Raw genomic sequence first — 17,075 nt, 5'->3', positions numbered from 1 at the left:
AGCTCCTACAGTTTTTCATACCTTCGTATGAATCATTAAAACCCAGACGTGACGTCACTGACCCTGTGTAGGAGTGACGCGGTTGCGGGTGCGCCTTACATTGAAGCCACGCATTCGGTCTGCGGACAAACGTCCCGCACCGCTGATGGATGATCGCGGCAGCCGATCATTTTCCCTGAGCAACACCCCGGCGTCTCTTCCCGATCACACGGCCGGGTTTTCTGCGCCCGCATACTCGTTATGCGGGCGCTTTTTTTTGACATTAAGGTGAACCATGGGTGAATACCGCAAACTATGGTGGTCGCTGATTGGCGTCCTCGGCGTGACCTTCTGCCTGCTCGGCTGGTTCGGTCACGAGATCTATCGACAGGCACCACCGATTCCCGATCAAGTGCAAAGCGTCGAGGGCAAGATCCTGTTTCGTGCCGACGACATCCTCGACGGCCAGACGGCCTGGCAGGGTATTGGCGGCATGCAACTAGGCTCGATTTGGGGCCACGGTGCCTATCAGGCGCCGGACTGGACCGCCGACTGGCTGCACCGCGAACTGCTCGCCTGGCTCGACCTGGCGGCGCAGCAGACTTATGGCAAGCGGTATCAGGTTATCGATGACGATCAGCAGGCCCTGCTGCGCCATCAACTCAAACGCGAGTACCGCGCCAACCGTCTGGTCGACGGCACACTGGTACTCAGCGACCGCCGAATCCAGGCTATCGCGCAAACCGCCGCGTATTACCACGCCCTGTTCGGCAATGACCCTGCGCTGCACCACAGCCGCGAAAGCTTTGCCATGAAAGAAAACACCCTGCCCGATGCCGCTCGGCGTCAGCAGCTGACGCACTTTTTCTTCTGGACAGCCTGGGCTGCCGCCACCGAACGCGATGGCCAAAGCGCGACCTTCACCAACAACTGGCCCCACGAGCCGTTGATCGACAACCAGCCGACTGCCGAAAACATGGTCTGGTCGATTGTCAGCATCGTCGTGTTGCTCGCAGGTATTGGCTTCCTGGTCTGGGGCTGGGCGTTCCTGCGCAATCACGACGAAGGCCAACCCAAGGTTCCGCCGCAGGATCCACTGAGCCTGATCAGGCTCACGCCTTCGCAAAAAGCCCTGGGCAAATACCTGTTGCTGGTCGGCGCACTGTTTGGCTTTCAGGTTCTGATGGGCGGCGTGACCGCGCACTACACGGTCGAGGGTCAGGATTTCTACGGGTTGCCGCTGTCGAAGTGGTTCCCCTACTCGCTGACCCGCACCTGGCACTTGCAGAGTGCGATGTTCTGGATCGCCACTGGCTTCCTCGCGGCAGGGCTGTTTCTGGCGCCGTTCATCAATGGCGGCAAAGATCCGAAATGGCAGAAGCTCGGCGTGGATGTACTGTTCTGGGCGCTGGTGCTGGTGGTCGTCGGTTCGTATGCCGGCAACTTCCTCGCCATCGCCCAGTTGATGCCGGCGCAATGGAGCTTCTGGCTCGGGCATCAGGGTTACGAATATGTTGATCTGGGTCGTCTGTGGCAGATCGCCAAGTTCGCCGGGATCGTGTTCTGGCTGGTGCTGATGTTGCGCGCGATGCTCCCTGCCCTGCGTCAGCCCGGCGACAAGAACCTGCTGGCGTTGTTGGCCGCGTCTGTAATCGCCATCGGTCTGTTCTACGGCGCTGGCCTGTTCTATGGCGAGCGCAGCAATTTGTCGGTCATGGAGTACTGGCGCTGGTGGGTCGTGCACCTGTGGGTCGAAGGCTTTTTCGAAGTGTTCGCCACCACCGCCCTGGCCTTCATTTTCACCAGCATGGGGTTGGTCTCCAAGCGCCTGGCCACCACCGCCACCCTCGGCTCGGCCTCGCTGTTCATGCTTGGCGGTGTGCCCGGTACGTTCCATCACATCTACTTCTCCGGGACCACCACCCCGGTGATGGCTGTCGGCGCGACCTTCAGCGCGCTGGAAGTGGTGCCGCTGATATTGCTCGGGCATGAAGCCTGGGAGAACTGGCGCCTGAAAGAGCGCGCGCCGTGGATGGCACGGCTGCGCTGGCCGCTGCAGTTCTTCATCGCTACCGCGTTCTGGAACATGCTCGGTGCCGGCGTGTTCGGTTTCCTGATCAACCCACCGATCGCGCTGTATTACATCCAGGGCCTGAACACCACGCCTTTGCATGCACACGCGGCGTTGTTCGGGGTTTATGGCTCCCTGGCGCTGGGTTTCAGCCTGTTGATCCTGCGTTATCTGCGACCGAATCTGCAGTTCAACGACCGACTGATGAACACCGGCTTCTGGTGGCTCAACGGCGGCCTGATGCTGATGATCGTCACCAGCCTGTTGCCGATCGGCATCCTGCAGTTTTACGCCAGCGCCAGCCAGGGGCTGTGGTACGCCCGCAGCGAAGCTTTCATGCAGCAGGACTTGCTGCAAACCCTGCGCTGGGTGCGCACGTTCGGCGACATCGTGTTCCTGGTCGGCGCGTTTGCGGTGATCTGGCAGATCGCTGGCGGCTTGCTGTTTTCGTCCCGGCACCCGCGAGCGGTGGAATCCGCAACCGTGACCGGACAACGTTAAACCGCAGACACAAAGAAGGGCGCCAATTGGCGCCCTTCCTGTTTCGCTCGGCTTAGTGTTGCAGAGCTGGTTTTTGCGCCCCGTTGATAGGGATGCGCTTGGCTTTCGCCTCTTCCGGAATCACCCGCAACAGGTCAATGCTCAACAGACCGTTGCTCAGGTCGGCGGCCTTGATTTCGATGTGGTCTGCCAGTCGGAACGACAGCTTGAACGCGCGCTGGGCAATGCCTTGGTGCAGGAAAGTCACACCTTCATTGGCATCGCGTTTGCCGCCACTGATGGTCAGCACGCCCTTCTCGACTTGCAGTTCCAGGTCTTCTTCCTGAAAACCGGCCGCCGCTACGACGATGCGGTATTGGTCGTCGCCGTGTTTTTCCACGTTATAGGGTGGATAGGTGCTGCCTGGCTCGTTGCGCAGGGCGGTTTCGAACAGGTCGTTGAAACGGTCGAAACCTACCGAGGAACGGAACAGTGGAGCCAGGGAAAATGCAGTAGTCATGGTTCAAATCTCCTGAAAACAATCAGCAAGGTCTTTTGTCTCCGCGACCCGAATTCGGCATCGCGTAACCCTTAGATAGGGACCGCTGATTTCTTTTCAAGAGGTTTTTTTCATTTTTTTTTAAACGGTTTTCAGGCGGCTTCTGCCACTTGCAGACCCAGCAAACGCGAAACCTGATCCAGTTCAGTCTCCCGACGCAGCACGGTAAACAGCTCGACGGCTTCGGGATAATTGCGGGTCAACATCGCCAGCCACTGCTTCAGACGACCGGGCGATTGGCGCGGCGTCATCTGCGCCTTGGCTTGCAGCCAGAAGTCCTGGATCAGCGGCAGCAGCTCGGCCCAGGTCATTTCCACGACCTCTTCACCGGCCCGCGCGGCGGCGATTTGCTTCGCCAGATCAGGGCGCGAAACCAGGCCACGGCCGAGCATGATGTCTTCCACGCCGCTGATCTCGCGGCAACGGCGCCAGTCTTCGACGCTCCAGATATCGCCATTGGCGAACACGGGCACCTTGACCACGTCCTGCACCCGCGGAATCCACTCCCAGTGCGCCGGCGGCTTGTAGCCGTCCACTTTGGTCCGCGCATGCACCACGATGTGTTCCGCCCCGCCTTCGGCCAGCGCCGTGGCGCAGACCAGCGAACCATCCGGGCTGTCGAAGCCCAGGCGCATCTTGGCGGTAACGGGAATGTGCGCCGGAACGGCACGACGGACGTGCTCGACGATCCGGTTCAACAGCTCGGGCTCTTTGAGCAACACCGCACCGCCACGGGATTTGTTCACCGTCTTGGCCGGGCAGCCGAAATTGAGGTCGATCACTTCGGAGCCGAGCTCGCAGGCCAGCGCGGCGTTTTCCGCCAGGCACACCGGGTCGGAACCCAGCAGTTGCACGCGCAGCGGCACACCGGAGGCCGTACGGGCGCCGTTGAGCAGCTCTGGGCCGAACTTGTGGAAATAGGCCGGCGTGAGCAATTGGTCGTTGACCCGAATGAACTCGGTCACGCACCAATCGATGCCGCCCACTCGGGTCAGCACGTCGCGCAGGATGTCGTCGACCAACCCCTCCATGGGCGCCAAGGCAATTTGCATGGGGAAAACACTACTCAAGGAAAAAACGTGCGGCAGTTTACTGGATTATCGAGCGAAAGACTTGCCACACCGTCTTGTCAAATCAGGACCTGTAAGGCCGGGCCATAGCCGTCGATGAACTCGGCCGGCATGCGTTTGGGCTTGCCCGTGGACAGTTCGATGCAGACAAACGTGGTCTGCGCACGCAGCAATGTGGCGTTGTCGCTGGGGCGCTTCAACTGAAAGTGACGGGTCATTTTCAGGCGCTGATCCCAATCGACGATCCAGGTCGCCAATTGCAGCTCATCACCTTCGTAGGCAGCGGCCAGGTAATCGATCTCGTGCCGCACCACGGCCATGGCCCGGTCCAGGCGACGGTATTCGACCAGATCCAGGCCCAGGCGCTGGGAATGGCGCCAGGCACAGCGCTCGAGCCAGGTCACGTACACCGCATTATTGGCGTGGCCCAGCCCGTCGATGTCTTCGGCGCCCACTTGCAGATCAATGATAAACGGCGTTGCCCGATCCCAGCCCATGCCCTACTCCCGGTCAGATTATTTCGACCGGGGCAGTGTAACGGAAGCTCAGGCCGATTGGCGCGATTGCAGGCTGCGGCCCGCCAGCAGTGATAACACGCCATCAATCACCCGAGGGTCAGCCATCACCCGCTGATGACCGCCCTCTGGCAGGCGCAGCAGGCGGCTGTCGAACCAGGCTTCGTGGATCAGTTGCGATTCCTTGACCGAGACAAAGTTGTCATCTTCGGCGTGGACGATCAGGCCAGGCATATCGAGTTGATAGTGGGCGACGTCGAGCATGGCGGCGCGCATCCCGACATCTTTCTCGACCTGGCGAATGAACGCCGAACGGGCTTTCGGTGGCAGGCCCACATAGCGGGCAAACCCGCGCAACACGCCAAGGATTCGGGCGGGCGCGCCAATGGTGACCAGTGTTTCGGTGCGCAGGCCCAGTTGCACGGCAAGCATGGCACTGGCGCCTCCCATTGAATGACCAATGACGGCTTGCAGCGGTGGCAATTCGGAGGCGGCTTCAAGCATGGCGCGAGCGAACAACACCACATTCGCTTCGCTGCCGGGTGAGCGACCATGGGCCGGGCCATCGAGGGCGACTACCGAATAACCGGCGTCGACCAGCGCAGTGATGAGGCTGGCAAACTGCGTCGGCCGACCTTCCCAGCCGTGCATCAGCAATACCGCAGGGCCCTGCCCCCAACGCAACGCCGACAGCCCAAACCGCAAGGTGATCCGTTCGGACTTCGCCAGGAGTGGCAGCTCCCAGTCACGCGGCGGCAAATCCCTTGGCGTCATGAACGCCAGTCGCATCTTGCTTGCCACCAGTTTCGGTGCAAACCAACCCAAGGTGCCATTCACGCCTCGAACCCACTTCAACGTGCTCATCGCATTCTCCCCAGGCCGCAGCCTTCAGGTCACAGCACCGCTGATTTAGCGGCGCGAAGTAAACGGTCGGACAACTCTCCCGGCCCCAGCGCCCGCGCCAGAGCCAGACCACCCACCATCAACGCCATGTCAGCCAGGGCTTTGTCGGTGTCTTCCGGGCTGGCCGCCAGTTGCGCGACCATCATTTCCACGTGCTCATTCAGGGCGATACGAAACGCTTCCGGCAGTCGCCCAAGCTCACCGACCGACGCTGGAATCGGGCACGCCGATTCGGACGAGTCACGGTGTTTGCGCGACAGATAAAACGCCGCCACCAAGGCGCGACGCTCTTCGCCGGTCAACTCGGCATCCATATCGGCAATCAGGCCGCGACGGTGGCCGAGCAATTGCTTGAACGCCTCCAGCATCATCGCGTCCTTGCTTTCGAAGTGCGCATAAAAGCCGCCGACCGTCAGGCCCGCTGCGCCCATCACTTCGCCAACACTCGGTTCCGCCGGGCCGCGCTGGATCAGCGCTGCGCTGGCGGCCTTGAGGATGCGTTCGCGGGTTTGAGCTTTTTTATCGTTCATCGTTGCCTCCGAATATTACGACTAGAATATTATTCTCATAATAATTTTCTGCAAGTCGTGGATGTGACCGCTGGTCTGAAGAACAGTTTGAAAGAATTGGGGGGATTTGGCCAAACGCCAGACAAACAAAAGGGCCATTCAATAATTGAATGACCCTTATAAAATCCCGCAGAGCGGGTAATCGTGGCGTCCCCTAGGGGACTCGAACCCCTGTTACCGCCGTGAAAGGGCGGTGTCCTAGGCCACTAGACGAAGGGGACACAAACCTTCTATACAACTGATCAGTGCTGAGAGCTGATCGATTCAAGGCCGGTGTGGCCAGACCTTGAACTGTAAAATTGGTGGAGCTAAGCGGGATCGAACCGCTGACCTCCTGCATGCCATGCAGGCGCTCTCCCAGCTGAGCTATAGCCCCAGATTTTTCGCCTCGCGGCGGAGCGACATTTTGCAACATCACTTCTGTAAAACTGGCGTCCCCTAGGGGACTCGAACCCCTGTTACCGCCGTGAAAGGGCGGTGTCCTAGGCCACTAGACGAAGGGGACGCAAACCCTTCTATACAACTGATCAACGCTGAGTGTTGATCGCTTCAAGGCCGGTGTGGCCAGGCCTTGAAGTGTAAATTGGTGGAGCTAGACGGGATCGAACCGTCGACCTCTTGCATGCCATGCAAGCGCTCTCCCAGCTGAGCTATAGCCCCTCATCGTTGATGTCATCGCTGAGGACGGGGCGAATCTTAAGGGCGTATCGAAAGCCTGTCAAACTTATTTTTGAAAAATTTCAAAATTTTTTGTCGGCATAACAACCACTTACCGCCCTCCCCCCGAAAAATCGGGGTTTCCCTCAACTGTAGGAGCTGGCTTGCCGGCGAAGGCGGCCGCAGGATCGATGCACGCTGCAAGGTCGCTTCGCCAGCAAGCCGGCTCCTACAAGGTCAGGCACGTGGGATCAGGCAATAGCGCCCAGCAGCTTTTCCCACTCTTTGTTTTCTTTCTTCGACACGCCACCCAACAGGTCGATGGCCTGGCGCAGACGGAAACGGGTCAGGTCCGGCCCGAGGATTTCCATCGCATCGAGCACCGATACCGAACTGGCTTGACCGGTAATCGCGGCGAACATCAGTGGCATGGCATCACGCAGCTTCAGCTCCAGGGACTCCACCACAGCCTGAATGGTCGCGGTGATGTTGTCTTTCTCCCACTGACGCAGGCTTTCGAGCTTCCACAGGATCAACTGCATCAACTGCCGAACCTGATCACCCGAGAGCTTCTTCGATTCGAACAGCTTGGCATCAGGGTTCACGCCACCGGCAAAGAAGAACCCGGCCAGCGGTGCAACCTGGCTGAAGGTTTCAACCCGGCCCTGCACGTGCGGCGCGATCTTCATCATGTAGTCGGAGTTGAATGCCCATTTCTGCACGCGCGCGGCGAACTCTTCCACCGGCAGGTCGCGCAGCCATTGGCCGTTGAGCCACGACAGTTTTTCGATGTCGAAGATCGGCCCGCCAAGGGAAACGCGTTTCAGATCGAAGTTGTCGACCATTTCCTGCAGCGAGAACTTCTCGCGCTCGTCCGGCATCGACCAACCCATGCGGCCCAGGTAGTTGAGCATCGCCTCAGGCATGAAGCCCATGCGCTCGTAGAAGGTCACCGAGGTCGGGTTCTTGCGCTTGGACAGCTTGCTCTTGTCCGGGTTACGCAGCAGCGGCATGTAGCACAGTTCTGGTTGTTCCCAGCCGAAGTACTCGTACAACAGGATCAGTTTCGGCGCCGATGGCAGCCACTCTTCACCGCGCAAAACGTGGGTGATGCCCATCAGGTGGTCGTCGACCACGTTGGCCAGGAAGTACGTCGGCAAGCCGTCGGTCTTCATCAGGACCTGCATGTCCATGCGATCCCACGGGATTTCCACGTCGCCACGCAACATGTCCGGCACCACGCAGACACCTTCGCTCGGCACTTTCATACGGATCACATGCGGCTCGCCGGCAGCGAGACGACGAGCGACTTCTTCCTTGGACAGCAACAGCGCACGACCGTCGTAACGCGGGGTTTCGCCGCGAGCCATCTGCTCGGCACGCATCTGGTCCAGCTCTTCGGCGGTGCAGAAGCACGGGAAGGCATGGCCCATGTCGACCAGTTGCTGGCAGTACTTCTGGTAAATGTCGCCGCGCTCGCTTTGACGGTACGGACCGTGCGGGCCGCCGACGTCCGGGCCTTCGCTCCAGTCGATGCCCAACCAGCGCAGGGCGTCGAAAATCTGCTGTTCGGACTCGCGGGTCGAACGCAATTGGTCAGTGTCTTCGATCCGCAGGATGAACTCACCGCCATGCTGCTTCGCAAAGCAGTAGTTGAACAGAGCGATGTAAGCGGTACCTACATGGGGGTCCCCGGTAGGCGATGGCGCGATGCGAGTGCGGACGGTGGTCATGGCATGTCTCGAAAAGAATAAAAAGCGAAGAACAAGGCGAACTTCAAACAAGAGCCGAATGGTAACAGGCGACGTACACCCCGCTCCAGCGAACAGGGCATTTAAGCCAAGGTTGCGTCTACAGCCCCCCGCATGGCGCGATGAATGGCTGGATATCAGCCGATGCCACAGGCGCCGATAATGGCTTATAACGATGCGGTAGTGACCTTAATGCCGCCATCGCCGGCAAGCCGGCTCCTACGGGTCAGTTTTGTTCCTGCTGTTTCAAACAGTGATCAACCGCTCGCGCAACTTGGTAATTTCATCGCGCATCTGCGCCGCGGCTTCGAACTCGAGATCACGCGCCAACGCATACATCTTCTCTTCCAGCCCCTTGATGCGCTTGGCGATCTCGCCCGGCGAGCGCAGTTCCGCTTCGTACCTGGCGTTCTCTTCGGCGGCCTTGGCCATGCCCTTGCGCTTCTTGCTGCGCGAACCCGGCACGGTGGCGCCTTCCATGATGTCGGCAACGTCCTTGAACACGCCTTTAGGCGTAATGCCATTGGCCAGGTTGAAGGCGATCTGCTTGTCGCGACGACGCTCGGTTTCGCCGATCGCCCGTTCCATGGAGCCGGTGATCCGGTCGGCATACAAAATCGCCCGGCCGTTGAGGTTACGCGCCGCCCGGCCGATGGTCTGGATCAGCGAACGCTCGGATCGCAGGAAGCCTTCCTTGTCGGCATCGAGAATCGCCACCAGCGAGACTTCCGGCATGTCCAGGCCTTCGCGCAGCAAGTTGATCCCCACCAGCACATCGAAAGTACCGAGGCGCAAATCGCGGATGATCTCGACCCGCTCCACGGTGTCGATGTCCGAGTGCAAGTAGCGCACGCGCACCCCGTGATCGGCCAGGTAGTCGGTCAAGTCCTCGGCCATGCGCTTGGTCAGCGTGGTGACCAGCACCCGCTCTTCCAGCGCGACGCGCTTGGTGATTTCCGACAACAAGTCGTCGACCTGGGTCAGTGCCGGGCGGATCTCGATTTGCGGGTCGACCAGACCGGTCGGACGCACCACCATGTCAATGACGCGCCCGGCGTGCTCGGCTTCATAGTTGCCCGGTGTCGCCGAGACGAAAATCGTCTGCGGGCTGATGCTTTCCCATTCGTCGAAACGCATCGGCCGGTTGTCCAGCGCCGATGGCAGGCGGAAACCGTATTCCACCAGCGTCTCTTTACGGGAGCGGTCACCCTTATACATCGCGCCAACCTGCGGCACGCTGACGTGGGATTCGTCGATCACCAACAAGGCGTCGGCCGGCAGGTAATCGTAAAGGGTCGGCGGCGGCGCGCCCGCTTCACGGCCGGACAAGTAGCGCGAGTAGTTTTCGATGCCGTTGCAGTAGCCCAGCTCGAGGATCATCTCCAGGTCGAATCGGGTGCGTTGCTCCAGGCGCTGCGCCTCCACCAATTTATTGTTGGAGCGCAGGTATTCCAGGCGTTCCTTCAATTCGACCTTGATGCCCTCGACGGCGTCCATCAGGGTTTCCCGTGGCGTCACGTAGTGGCTTTTCGGGTAGAAGGTGAAACGCGGCAGTTTGCGGATGACCTCGCCCGTCAGCGGATCGAAGGCCGACAGGCTTTCCACCTCGTCGTCGAACAGTTCGATGCGAATCGCTTCGAAGTCTGACTCCGCCGGGTGGATATCGATCACGTCGCCACGAACGCGGAACGTTGCACGGGCGAAATCCATGTCGTTGCGGGTGTATTGCAGGTCCGCCAGACGGCGCAGCAATTCACGCTGGTCGAGCCGATCGCCGCGATCCACGTGCAACACCATCTTCAGGTAGGTTTCCGGGCTACCCAGACCGTAGATGCACGACACGGTGGTGACGATGATCGCGTCCTTGCGTTCAAGCAACGCCTTGGTCGCGGACAGTCGCATCTGTTCGATGTGATCGTTGATCGAGGCGTCTTTCTCGATGAAGGTGTCCGAGGATGGCACGTAGGCTTCAGGCTGGTAGTAGTCGTAGTAGGAAACGAAATACTCCACGGCATTGTTCGGGAAGAACGCCTTGAACTCGCCGTACAACTGCGCCGCCAGGGTCTTGTTCGGTGCCAGCACCAGCGTCGGACGCTGCACCTGGGCGATCACGTTGGCGATGCTGAAAGTCTTGCCCGAGCCGGTCACACCGAGCAGCGTCTGGTGCGCCAACCCGGCTTCGATGCCCTCGACCATCAGGCGAATGGCTTCCGGCTGATCGCCGGCGGGCTCGAAACGGGTGACTAGCTGAAATTCAGACATGTAAAACCTCTGGGATCACGCTTGCCGGCAAAACCGGCGCGAACGAAAAAGACCGCAAACGACCGATGTCGCCCGAGGAAAAAACTGGATTGCGCTCAATGTGGAGCCGATTGCCATCGCTTTCAAGGCAAACGTCTTACATCACGTAAAGCCTTGGACGACATCAATCGACTAACGGTCGAAAAAAAATCGGAAAAACTTACCTTAAAAGCCGAATCGTCTGTCGCCATCGATCGCAGATGGCCTCTATACTAGCTCCCCGTTTGTGCACCGCTCTAGTGCATTCGGCTGGAGCGTGACACGTCCCTCCATTCTCCATTCAGAGCCGCCGCAAAAATGAGCCTGTTCTCCGCTGTCGAAATGGCACCACGCGATCCAATCCTGGGCCTCAACGAAGCATTCAACGCCGATACCCGTACCAATAAGGTCAACCTGGGCGTCGGTGTTTATTGCAACGAGGAGGGGAAAATTCCACTCCTGCGCGCCGTTGTCGAAGCCGAAACCATTCGCGTCGCTCAACACGCTTCCCGTGGCTACCTGCCAATCGACGGCATCGCCGCCTACGACCAGGCCGTGCAAAAACTGCTGTTCGGCAATGATTCGCCGCTGATCGCTTCCAGTCGCGTCCTCACCACCCAGGCCGTTGGTGGTACCGGCGCACTGAAAATCGGTGCCGACTTCCTCAAGCAACTGCTGCCGAACGCTGTTGTGGCGATCAGCGACCCGAGCTGGGAAAACCACCGTGCGCTGTTCGAAACCGCCGGCTTCCCGGTGCAGAACTATCGCTACTACGACGCCGCGACCCACGACGTAAACCGCGTCGGCCTGCTCGAAGACCTGAACGCCCTGCCAAACGGTTCGATCGTTGTACTGCACGCTTGCTGCCACAACCCGACCGGCGTGGACCTGAGCCCGGCGGACTGGAAAAACGTTCTGGACGTCGTGAAAGCGAAAAACCATGTGCCCTTCCTCGACATGGCGTATCAAGGTTTCGGCGATGGCATCGACGAAGACGCCGCTGCCGTGCGTCTGTTCGCGGAATCGGGCCTGACCTTCTTCGTCTCCAGCTCGTTCTCCAAATCGTTCTCGCTGTACGGCGAGCGCGTTGGCGCCCTGTCGATCGTCAGCGAATCGAAAGAAGAAAGCGCGCGCGTGCTGTCGCAAGTCAAACGCGTGATCCGCACCAACTACTCCAACCCGCCGACCCACGGTGCAAGCATCGTTGCTGCCGTACTGAACAGCCCGGAACTGCGCGCCCAGTGGGAAGCGGAACTGGCCGAAATGCGCCTGCGCATTCGCGGCATGCGCACCCAGATGGTCGAGACCCTGGCGAAAAACGCACCGCAGCGTGATTTCAGCTTCGTCGGTCGTCAGCGTGGCATGTTCTCGTACTCCGGCCTGAGCGTTGAGCAGGTTCACCGTCTGCGCAACGAGTTCGGCATTTACGCGCTGGACACCGGTCGTATCTGCGTGGCTGCGTTGAACCAGAGCAACATCAAGGCTGTGACGGATGCGATCGTTCAGGTGATCTGAACCGCGCCGTGATACGAAAAACGGGAAGCCATTGGGCTTCCCGTTTTTTATTTGTCGCAGATAAATCTCAAAGCGCTGACCGAGCCCTTAAACTGCACGCTATCTGCTGCAGGAGCCGGCTTGCTGGCTCCTGCAGGTTTTGTGTACACCCGAGAATTCGAAAGAGAACCCACATGAAAAACGATGACCTTCGCGCAGACCGCGATGACCTTGACGACCTGGATCGCTTTACTCCTCGCGCCCCAGCCAAACAACGCAGCAACAACCTGGTGATGCAAGTCGCTGCCGGCGTGTTTCTCGGCGGCCTGGCCCTGTGGCTGGTGCAACTGGGCGCCACGGCGCTCTACGCCAAACTGATGATGGGCACAATCACCTTCGGCGGTTAAGCCAACTCGGTCGCGCGCTGGCTGGCGGCGTCGTCATAAGCGACGTAAAGCGATTCCGCGACCTGGCTCTTGATCGCCTTGGTGCTTTCCAGGCCCAGGACAAATCCCTCGGCCTTGCCTCCGGCGCGGTTCAACTCATCGGCGGTGCTGGCCTGAGTGATCGCGTCGAAGAGTTTTTCGGCATGCGGGCCGACCCCTTTGGGCAGGCTGATCTGAGCGATGCTCATGCGAGCACCTCGTTGTTTCGAGACGTTGTGGTGGTCAAACGGGTCATGGCGCGTACCTTTTCGGCGAATGGCCGGCAGCGCGTGTTACCACTTCCGGGTCGCCATGGTAGACCCCTGGAACGATTCCGGTAACCGCCAATCACCGATAAACCACCGTCTGTCCCGATGATTCCGTCAACTTGCTATCAGGCGCTTGACTTCTCTTTTTGAATCAGTAACATAGGCGACATTCCGCGATAGCTCAGTTGGTAGAGCAAGTGACTGTTAATCACTGGGTCCCTGGTTCGAGTCCAGGTCGTGGAGCCAGACAAGGTTCGCAGATCAAAATCTGCGGCCAACAAAAAACCCGCCTTATGGCGGGTTTTTTTATGCTCGCGTTTCCTGCTCACGCCTGAGACTTCATCGTCTGCTTCGGCAACTCTCCAAACCGCTGTCGATAGTAATTGGCAAATCGCCCCACATGCCCGAAGCCGAACTCCAACGCCACTTGCGTCACGCTGGAATCCGGCTTCGCCAGCAAGCACTCACGGGCCGCTTCAAGGCGTAATCCACGCAAGCGGTCCATCGGGCTCTGACCGTATTCGCGCTGGCACAAGGTGTTCAAGCTGCGAATGCTCACCCCGGTGGCAACCGCCAGTTCAGCCAGGGTAATGCCCTGGACAAGGTGCTCGCGCATACACGCGTCGATTTTTTGCAGCTGGCGCGTGGGCTGTCGTGGCGACGGCGAGTCGTGTTGCGCAACGCCACAATGGCTGAGCAGAAACAGCGGCAGGCTTTGCTCCAGGTGCTGCAACCAGCGCGAAGGTGTCGCGCCCGCCTCGCCCTCGGGTAAATGCTCCAGCAACTCGCTGACCAGTCGAAACCAGCGCATCGCCAGTGGCCGTTGCAAGCGGCTGACCGGCGCCAGGGTGAAGCCCGCTGGCAAGTCATCGCCCAGTGCGTTCTGGCTGGCGTCGAGCAACGCCCGCGGCAGTTTGAGGATCAGTTGCTCGCAGCCCTCCTCCCACACCACTCGCGCCTGCTCACGCGGGGACAGGATCGCCACTTCGCCAGGGCTGACGCCATAGCTCATGCCGTCGGACTCCAGGGTGGCGCTGCCGCGCAACGGCATTTGTACCAGCACGAAATCTTCGAACGGCTGCGGACGGATTTCTACCTGGCCGCCGTAGCGCAGCGCATACAGTTCGCAACTGGCGACCTGGCCACGATAGAACGCCGTATCGACACCGCCCCGCGGCCAATCCAGTTCATGGTCCACCAGCACTTGCCTCATCAAGCGCTGGGTTTCCTGCGCCGAGCGGCTGGTGAAGACTGGCTCGCGGCACATCAGCGACAAGTTCAGGCCCACACTGTTGGCGGTGGCCGCATGTAGCGTCGTCATTTCAAAGCGACCGGTTGCGACGGGCTTCGCTGCGTTGCAGGGTGGCGCTGGGCGTTTCGTTGAACAGCTTGCGGTATTCGCTGGCGAACCGGCCCAGATGCGAGAACCCCCAGCACATGGCAATCACGGAGATGTTGCGCACCGAGGCGTCTTCGAGGATTTCCTGGCGCACGGCGCCGAGGCGATACTTTTTCAGGTAGGCCATGGGCGATACGCCCAGGTGCTTGCGAAAACCCTCGAACAGTTTGAAGCGCGACACACCTGCCGCCGCTTCGATGTCTTCCAGGTGAATGTCCTCGCGGGCGTTGCTTTCGATGAAGTCTTTGGCGCGCACCAGGTAATACGGCAACTTGACGCCCAGTTGCTCACGCAGTTCGGCACTGTAGTTGTTGGGCTGGGAAAGAATGAGGCCCTTGATCAGCGCGCTTTCGATATCGCGGGTGAAGAACACCTGATTGAACAGATCATGGCCGCGCTCCATCTCATCGATGTAGTAACGGGCCAGTCGCCACCATGAGGCAGAGGCACCGTTGACTGCGTCCATCACCGGCTCGAACTTCACCGGCATTTCCAGCGGACGTTGCAACATGCCTTCCAGAGTCTGACGCATGGCCATGCGGGTGATCACCACGGAAATCTTGTGGCAGTCACCGGCCATGCTCAGTGACTGGGTTTCGTGGGGCGTCACGATCAGCCCCTGGTCCTGATTGGAGTGCAGCCGGCGGCCATCCTTGATCAGCTCCTGCTCGCCGCGAATCGGCAGGCTGAGGCTGTAGCAGTTGAGGTGTTCAGCGTCCTCGACGCCGATGGTCACGTCGGTGCCGTATTCCATGCGACCCAGGGTCGTGGACATCGATTTGAACACATTGGCCTTGTGGTGAAACTGAATCCGGTTTGGCTGGCTGGTCTGCAATTCATGCGGCCCGCAAATGCCGGCCATCCACGCACGGGCACCGGCCAGGTCATAGCGATCTATGCGGATATCTCGAAACTGAACAACATTTGGTTCGGTCATGTCAGTACACCCACGGCAATGGACATCGACACGCTCTTCGGCGCGTATTCTCATTGGGTCTGCAAGGGCTATGCCCAGCCGGTGCGAACAGGCGAAATCCGCACTTTTCGGCTAACAATCGGAAACTATCCGGATATTGAACGCGTTGCGCGGCGTTGATGTGCACAGCCAGGGTGCCATAACGGGTCGACGCCTCGGGTAAAACGCTACCCGAGGCGTCACTTCAGCGCACAACGGCTTGTCATTTCAGGGCAGGACGTTACCAAAATTTCCATGTGTAGGTCGTGATCAGGCGGTTCTCTACCCAGTCATTGCCGTGGCTGAATTTGGAAACGACGTTACCGGCCTCCACGCCCACCCCCTTGAGCGGCCCGCTTTGCACGACATACGACAGCACCAGGTCGCGCTCCTGTTCCGCCGCCTGGCTAAGGTTGTCGCCTCGGTCCACCGACGTCCCTTTGAAGTAGCGGGTCATGAAATTCAGGCCTGGCACGCCCATGGCGGCAAAGTCGTAGTCATAACGAACTTGCCAGGACTTTTCGTTGGGCTTGATGAACCCCACCCGCGACCAGTTCACCAGGAACGGCTGCGGTACATAACCGCCCAGGGTCGGGAAGTTGCTATCGCCAAGCATGCGCTGGTAGCCCACGCCGAACCGGTGCCCGCCCTTTTTCAGCGAGGTCATGGCGCCGTAGGAACTGTTGTCGATGTCGCCGTAAAGGGCGTCGCCCTCTTCGTTGTTGTTGAAGTAACGCAGGTCGGTCTTCAGGCCATAACCGTTACCCAGGTCTGCCAGATGGGTGATGCCCAGGTAGTGCTGCTGGTAGATGTCTTCCAGTTGCGCATAGAAGTAAGAACCGGTCAGCGACGGGGTGAAGGCATAGCTGGCACCGGCGAGGTTGAGGCCGTCACTGCCGCGGCGCACGCCGGAGCCCGTCTGCAGGTACAGCTTTTCGTAGTTGGAAGAGTTACGCGCACCGATTTCCGTCAGCCGTCCGGCGGTCAACGTCAGACCGTCGATTTCCTTGGATTCGAGCAGGCCACCGCGATAGGTCGTGACCAATTGGCGAGAGTCATCAATGATCACCACCGGCAGAAACGGTCGCAGCTCACCGACTTTCAACTCGGTTTTCGAATAGCGCATTTTCAGCGTTGCACCGCCGCGGCCATATTCATCGGCCTGCTCCTGACGGCTTTTGCTGTAAGGGATGATGCTGTCATCGCCCCGCCCGCCACCGCCGTCCAGTCGATAGGCGTATTGCACCTCGGCATCCACGCCAAACTGCACCGGCCCCTCGGTATAGCCGGAGGCGAAACGCAGGTCGAAACCCTGGGTCCAACTGCCCACTCGCGAACGGGGCGGGTTGTCGCCCTTGAAGTCCCGATCAATGTAGAAGTTACGGGTGCCCAGGCTCAGCTTGCTGTCATTGACGACATCCGCCTGCGCCAATAAGGGTGTCAACAAGCCAACTGTTTGAACTCCCCGAACTAGCCACGACTTATGCAACATATTATTTCTTCCCCCTGCCGCTTATTGAGCAGCGCATGAATAGAAGGCACTTCGGGTACAGAACCCTGGGCCATGAGTAATGGCAGTTTTTAGTGACCTGAAGCGAGACACTCTGCTGGTGCTTCGATTGAAATTAAGCCGCAACAAGTTCGTCAGCGGCTATCCCGTTACTAAATGACAAATAGCCACTTGCTCAGCCGCTTGGCG

The 17,075-nt window shown here is 59.5% G+C and carries 14 protein-coding genes and 5 tRNA genes; 4 read left to right on the top strand and 15 right to left on the bottom strand.

Annotated features, from left to right (window positions below; translation table 11 throughout):
* Positions 1-274: 274 nt before the first annotated feature.
* On the top strand, positions 275-2,551 hold the full coding sequence (locus tag M5G20_RS01175) for a nitric-oxide reductase large subunit (protein ID WP_273917524.1): 2,277 nt from the start codon (positions 275-277) through the stop codon (positions 2,549-2,551).
* Between the two features lie 52 nt (positions 2,552-2,603).
* Here M5G20_RS01175 and M5G20_RS01170 read toward each other — a convergent pair whose 3' ends face one another.
* The 11 genes from M5G20_RS01170 to uvrB all read right to left on the bottom strand — a co-directional run bounded on the left by M5G20_RS01170 (position 2,604) and on the right by uvrB (position 10,816).
* Positions 2,604-3,050 (bottom strand): Hsp20 family protein, encoded by a 447-nt coding sequence (locus M5G20_RS01170; protein WP_150733373.1) that lies wholly within the window; start codon positions 3,048-3,050, stop codon positions 2,604-2,606.
* A 131-nt stretch (positions 3,051-3,181) separates the two neighbouring features.
* Positions 3,182-4,141 carry a tRNA dihydrouridine synthase gene (locus M5G20_RS01165; protein WP_273917523.1) on the bottom strand — a complete coding sequence of 320 codons (960 nt, stop codon included), beginning with the start codon at positions 4,139-4,141 and terminating at the stop codon, positions 3,182-3,184.
* 77 nt (positions 4,142-4,218) lie between these two features.
* Entirely contained in the window at positions 4,219-4,656 is a 438-nt protein-coding gene (locus tag M5G20_RS01160) for an acyl-CoA thioesterase (protein WP_212625136.1), read from the bottom strand.
* Positions 4,657-4,704: 48 nt separating this feature from the next.
* On the bottom strand, positions 4,705-5,538 hold the full coding sequence (locus tag M5G20_RS01155; RefSeq protein ID WP_273917522.1) for an alpha/beta fold hydrolase: 834 nt from the start codon (positions 5,536-5,538) through the stop codon (positions 4,705-4,707).
* Positions 5,539-5,567: 29 nt separating this feature from the next.
* Positions 5,568-6,107, bottom strand: coding sequence for a TetR/AcrR family transcriptional regulator (locus M5G20_RS01150; RefSeq protein ID WP_056853720.1), 540 nt, complete (start codon positions 6,105-6,107; stop codon positions 5,568-5,570).
* 184 nt (positions 6,108-6,291) lie between these two features.
* A tRNA-Glu gene (locus tag M5G20_RS01145) sits at positions 6,292-6,367 on the bottom strand.
* Between the two features lie 79 nt (positions 6,368-6,446).
* Positions 6,447-6,522, bottom strand: a tRNA-Ala gene (locus M5G20_RS01140).
* 53 nt (positions 6,523-6,575) lie between these two features.
* A tRNA-Glu gene (locus M5G20_RS01135) sits at positions 6,576-6,651 on the bottom strand.
* A 79-nt stretch (positions 6,652-6,730) separates the two neighbouring features.
* Positions 6,731-6,806, bottom strand: a tRNA-Ala gene (locus tag M5G20_RS01130).
* Positions 6,807-7,054: 248 nt separating this feature from the next.
* Positions 7,055-8,536, bottom strand: a complete 1,482-nt coding sequence (gene gltX / locus M5G20_RS01125) for a glutamate--tRNA ligase (RefSeq protein ID WP_150733369.1) — start codon at positions 8,534-8,536, stop codon at positions 7,055-7,057.
* 264 nt (positions 8,537-8,800) lie between these two features.
* Positions 8,801-10,816 carry an excinuclease ABC subunit UvrB gene (gene uvrB / locus M5G20_RS01120; RefSeq protein ID WP_273917521.1) on the bottom strand — a complete coding sequence of 672 codons (2,016 nt, stop codon included), beginning with the start codon at positions 10,814-10,816 and terminating at the stop codon, positions 8,801-8,803.
* Positions 10,817-11,152: 336 nt separating this feature from the next.
* Between uvrB and M5G20_RS01115 the strand changes: the two genes are divergently transcribed.
* Together M5G20_RS01115 and M5G20_RS01110 are read left to right on the top strand one after the other, a co-directional pair.
* Positions 11,153-12,349 (top strand): amino acid aminotransferase, encoded by a 1,197-nt coding sequence (locus M5G20_RS01115; protein ID WP_273917520.1) that lies wholly within the window; start codon positions 11,153-11,155, stop codon positions 12,347-12,349.
* 173 nt (positions 12,350-12,522) lie between these two features.
* Positions 12,523-12,735 carry a hypothetical protein gene (locus tag M5G20_RS01110; protein ID WP_150733364.1) on the top strand — a complete coding sequence of 71 codons (213 nt, stop codon included), beginning with the start codon at positions 12,523-12,525 and terminating at the stop codon, positions 12,733-12,735.
* On the opposite strand, the gene M5G20_RS01105 is transcribed toward M5G20_RS01110, so the two are convergent.
* Positions 12,732-12,962 (bottom strand): hypothetical protein, encoded by a 231-nt coding sequence (locus M5G20_RS01105; protein WP_008007186.1) that lies wholly within the window; start codon positions 12,960-12,962, stop codon positions 12,732-12,734. The two genes, M5G20_RS01110 and M5G20_RS01105, sit on opposite strands and share 4 nt — an antisense overlap.
* A gap of 230 nt (positions 12,963-13,192) precedes the next feature.
* Between M5G20_RS01105 and M5G20_RS01100 the strand changes: the two genes are divergently transcribed.
* Positions 13,193-13,268, top strand: a tRNA-Asn gene (locus tag M5G20_RS01100).
* Positions 13,269-13,347: 79 nt separating this feature from the next.
* Here M5G20_RS01100 and M5G20_RS01095 read toward each other — a convergent pair.
* From M5G20_RS01095 to M5G20_RS01085, 3 genes are all read right to left on the bottom strand, one after another.
* A complete protein-coding gene (locus tag M5G20_RS01095; protein ID WP_273917519.1) occupies positions 13,348-14,343 on the bottom strand; it encodes an AraC family transcriptional regulator in 996 nt (331 codons plus the stop codon).
* Position 14,344: 1 nt separating this feature from the next.
* Complete coding sequence (locus M5G20_RS01090; RefSeq protein WP_034147836.1) at positions 14,345-15,358, bottom strand: AraC family transcriptional regulator; 1,014 nt, start codon at positions 15,356-15,358, stop codon at positions 14,345-14,347.
* Between the two features lie 259 nt (positions 15,359-15,617).
* On the bottom strand, positions 15,618-16,868 hold the full coding sequence (locus M5G20_RS01085; protein ID WP_273917517.1) for an OprD family porin: 1,251 nt from the start codon (positions 16,866-16,868) through the stop codon (positions 15,618-15,620).
* Between the last annotated feature and the right edge of the window lie 207 nt (positions 16,869-17,075).

This window comes from Pseudomonas sp. TNT2022 ID1044 (assembly GCF_028656895.1).
Lineage (GTDB): Bacteria > Pseudomonadota > Gammaproteobacteria > Pseudomonadales > Pseudomonadaceae > Aquipseudomonas > Aquipseudomonas reinekei.
This window is presented reverse-complemented; position numbering and strand designations above follow the sequence as displayed.

What these genes read in the sequence shown, in the direction of transcription:
- M5G20_RS01175 (WP_273917524.1), top strand. Translation starts at nt 275, where the DNA reads ATGGGTGAATACCGCAAACTATGGTGGTCGCTGATTGGCGTCCTCGGC.
- M5G20_RS01170 (WP_150733373.1), bottom strand. Translation starts at nt 3,050, where the DNA reads ATGACTACTGCATTTTCCCTGGCTCCACTGTTCCGTTCCTCGGTAGGT.
- M5G20_RS01165 (WP_273917523.1), bottom strand. Translation starts at nt 4,141, where the DNA reads ATGCAAATTGCCTTGGCGCCCATGGAGGGGTTGGTCGACGACATCCTG.
- M5G20_RS01160 (WP_212625136.1), bottom strand. Translation starts at nt 4,656, where the DNA reads ATGGGCTGGGATCGGGCAACGCCGTTTATCATTGATCTGCAAGTGGGC.
- M5G20_RS01155 (WP_273917522.1), bottom strand. Translation starts at nt 5,538, where the DNA reads ATGAGCACGTTGAAGTGGGTTCGAGGCGTGAATGGCACCTTGGGTTGG.
- M5G20_RS01150 (WP_056853720.1), bottom strand. Translation starts at nt 6,107, where the DNA reads ATGAACGATAAAAAAGCTCAAACCCGCGAACGCATCCTCAAGGCCGCC.
- gltX (WP_150733369.1), bottom strand. Translation starts at nt 8,536, where the DNA reads ATGACCACCGTCCGCACTCGCATCGCGCCATCGCCTACCGGGGACCCC.
- uvrB (WP_273917521.1), bottom strand. Translation starts at nt 10,816, where the DNA reads ATGTCTGAATTTCAGCTAGTCACCCGTTTCGAGCCCGCCGGCGATCAG.
- M5G20_RS01115 (WP_273917520.1), top strand. Translation starts at nt 11,153, where the DNA reads ATGAGCCTGTTCTCCGCTGTCGAAATGGCACCACGCGATCCAATCCTG.
- M5G20_RS01110 (WP_150733364.1), top strand. Translation starts at nt 12,523, where the DNA reads ATGAAAAACGATGACCTTCGCGCAGACCGCGATGACCTTGACGACCTG.
- M5G20_RS01105 (WP_008007186.1), bottom strand. Translation starts at nt 12,962, where the DNA reads ATGAGCATCGCTCAGATCAGCCTGCCCAAAGGGGTCGGCCCGCATGCC.
- M5G20_RS01095 (WP_273917519.1), bottom strand. Translation starts at nt 14,343, where the DNA reads ATGACGACGCTACATGCGGCCACCGCCAACAGTGTGGGCCTGAACTTG.
- M5G20_RS01090 (WP_034147836.1), bottom strand. Translation starts at nt 15,358, where the DNA reads ATGACCGAACCAAATGTTGTTCAGTTTCGAGATATCCGCATAGATCGC.
- M5G20_RS01085 (WP_273917517.1), bottom strand. Translation starts at nt 16,868, where the DNA reads ATGTTGCATAAGTCGTGGCTAGTTCGGGGAGTTCAAACAGTTGGCTTG.